Origin of the sequence: Stomatohabitans albus (assembly GCF_036336025.1) — a bacterium.
Lineage (GTDB): Bacteria > Actinomycetota > Nitriliruptoria > Euzebyales > Euzebyaceae > Stomatohabitans > Stomatohabitans albus.
This window is the reverse complement of the sequence record NZ_JAYKKE010000007.1, coordinates 1-3,374: the sequence shown is the minus strand read 5'-3', so window position 1 is coordinate 3,374 and position 3,374 is coordinate 1. Positions and strand designations below refer to the sequence as shown.

Here is a 3,374-nt window from a genome sequence, read left to right as displayed (position 1 = left end):
TCCACCGACGTCTCCACACGAGACGCCCCACTCAACCGCTCCAGCACAACATTGCCACTCGGACGAGTCTCATCACTCGGACTCGGCACTGGACCAGGCGATGAAGACGGTGCAGGACGAGGTGTAGGTGTTACTGGAGGTTGTGGATTACCAGGTACTGGCCCGCTGGGTGGATTTGGTTGGGTTCCTGGGCGTGTGCCCGCGGCTACCACAACAGGACTACCCGACGAACCCGGCCCCTGGAAAATCACATCATCATTCCACGTCGCCGACGCCGTATGAAACCGCGCACGCGGCACAAACCGCTTCGCCGCCACATCAACATCCACTACCCGATGACGCACCTTCACCGTCGAGGCCACACCAGGAGGCAAATACGCACCCTTCCACGCCCCCTCAGGACCAGACGTCAAAATCCCATCCACATTCGACTCATCAGCCTTAACCGCAATCGGCTTATCGGTAACATTCTTAATTGTCACCGTCCAGGTCAACACTTCACCCACATACACCGGACCACCAAGCGTGTCAGTACGCTCCCAACCAACGGTGTACGGAGCCACAGCCGGCGGCGGTGTTTTAGCCACAACGTTGACCGTGTCATGAGTTGATTTAGCACCGGCTTGAATCACATCAGTACCGTTGACATCGCGTGTGGCGTTGTACCGAACGAAGGGTGTGAAACTCCCTTTAGCCACATCTTCCGCCGTTACCATATGAGTTACCCAGTCACAGTGAAAATGCTCATTAGGCAATACGCTGCTGTGGCGACAATTCTGTTGTTCACTTGTAAGCACACCCGTTAGGTTCGACTCAACGGGGAACGCGACGACTGTGTCTTTCAAATTGTTAGTAACCGTCAACTCCCATTTCAATACATCACCTTCATGGACCTCAGGACCAAACGAATCCAAGCGCAACCAATCAATCGTTAACGGATCAGTCGGTCTTGGTGGTGGGGTTCCTGGGCGTGTGCCCGCAGCTACCACAACAGGACTACCCGACGAACCCGGCCCCTGGAAAATCACATCATCATTCCACGTCGCCGACGCCGTATGAAACCGCGCACGCGGCACAAACCGCTTCGCCGCCACATCAACATCCACTACCCGATGACGCACCTTCACCGTCGAGGCCACACCAGGAGGCAAATACGCACCCTTCCACGCCCCCTCAGGACCAGACGTCAAAATCCCATCCACATTCGACTCATCAGCCTTAACCGCAATCGGCTTATCGGTAACATTCTTAATTGTCACCGTCCAGGTCAACACTTCACCCACATACACCGGACCACCAAGCGTGTCAGTACGCTCCCAACCAACGGTGTACGGAGCCACCGTCGGTGGCGGTGGAACAACTGACTTGAGTGATACCGAATCACCTGAGACCTTGGGGCCTTCAACAATGAGTTTTGCGTTGCCATCCGGTTCAACTCCGTTGAACTGAACGAATGGGGTAAAGGAACCGGTGGCCACATCTTCTTGAGTAACAACATGCTTTACCTCATGGCAAATACCAAGTTGGTTTTTGCCTGCGCTCCAAAAGGAACAAAACGGGTCGTCAGGCCACAAGACTTGTTCTAGGTTCGTATCAACTGATTGAGCTGACATGGGAACATCGCCAGTGTTTTTAAATTCGATGCGCCAGGTCAGTATCTGTCCGACTTTAGCCTCGTCGCCAAGGTTGTCGGTACGTATGAGCTTTACATCAAAGGCGTAAGGCGGTTTGGGAGCTGGGTTGGTACGAGTACCAGCAGACACCGTGATCGGTTGACCAATGATCTTCGGACCTTTAGTTGTCTTTGAAACACCACCCTCATCAAAGGTCGCGTTATAGCGCACAAAAGGAGTGAATTGTTTATCAATTCGATCCACGTCTTTCACCGTGTATTTAATATTCCGGCAATTAAATGACGAGCCCGAAGGAAGGTTGGCATAGTTGCAATCGCGTGGCCCAGGGCGGTTAGGTACATCAAGTTGGTCCAGGTTGGACGTTTGTAACAATGCCGAAACGGCACGGTCTGTTGCGTTTTTTACCGAAATATCATAAGTGAGTTCTTCACCTTCGTAGACCTCATCACCCAAGGAATCCGTACGACTAAAGATAATTTCAAAGGGATGTTCCGTCTCTGCCCGGGTTCCTTGTGCAACGTTCACGGCATCGCCTGTTAAGCGTGTGCCCTCACTGAGGATCTGATTGCCACCCAACGGTTTCCGCGCGACGTAGCGAACGAATGGCGTAAATATCTTGTTGGCTACATCGTGTTCGGTAACTGTATAAGACACGAATGCGCACTCTTTCAGCGCATCAGCAGCCAGGTCTTTAAACCCACATGTTTTCTGGGTTGGATATGGCCATTTCACGTTTGCCAAGTTTGTTTCCACTGGGACGGCATCCACTGTCTGGCCTGTCTCATTGTGAAGGTTGATTTTCCATTTCAGCGTTTCACCGGCATAAACCGTTTCACCCAACGTGTCAGTACGTATCCAAGTCAGTGTGAAGGGCTCGTTATTTGCTGGTGGTTGGGTTCCTGGGCGTGTGCCCGCAGCTACCACAACAGGACTACCCGACGAACCCGGCCCCTGGAAAATCACATCATCATTCCACGTCGCCGACGCCGTATGAAACCGCGCACGCGGCACAAACCGCTTCGCCGCCACATCAACATCCACTACCCGATGACGCACCTTCACCGTCGAGGCCACACCAGGAGGCAAATACGCACCCTTCCACGCCCCCTCAGGACCAGACGTCAAAATCCCATCCACATTCGACTCATCAGCCTTAACCGCAATCGGCTTATCGGTAACATTCTTAATTGTCACCGTCCAGGTCAACACTTCACCCACATACACCGGCTCGCCAAGCGTGTCAGTACGCTCCCAACCAACGGTGTACGGCGGGCTATCGGCTGCGGCGGGCTTTGCACCGACTAGTCCTACGAACATCAAAACAACTGCAGCAAGCACCGCAATAAATCTGCCCGAATGTTCTAAGACCCACGGGCGATGGTCGGTATATGTATCCATTTGAACTCCCCTATCACACAGCGTATTTCACTGTGTTTCATTGCAGCAGCCAAAGCATTTCACGCACCATGCCTACTGTGTAGGGAGCATACAAAAGATAGATAACTGATAACAATATTGATTTGCAATTATTTAGATTACACTTAAATATTCTGCATTTGTTTATACATAATGCCTGGTTATGGTGGTAATGGAAATGGCACCGGCGGTGCCGGTGCCATTCCATGCGTACAGGTGAACGTTACTTCGTTAACCGCTCAACTTGGGTATCCCCAATACGAGTTGGTCCACCATAGACATACCCCCGTTCAAGCGACGGCGTACCATTCAACCACCCCTTCA

General features: G+C 52.3%; 1 pseudogene. It reads right to left on the bottom strand.

Annotated features, from left to right (window positions below):
• Nucleotides 1-3,032: pseudogene (locus tag VCU37_RS09290) on the bottom strand (hypothetical protein); the annotation flags it as partial.
• Between the last annotated feature and the right edge of the window lie 342 nt (nucleotides 3,033-3,374).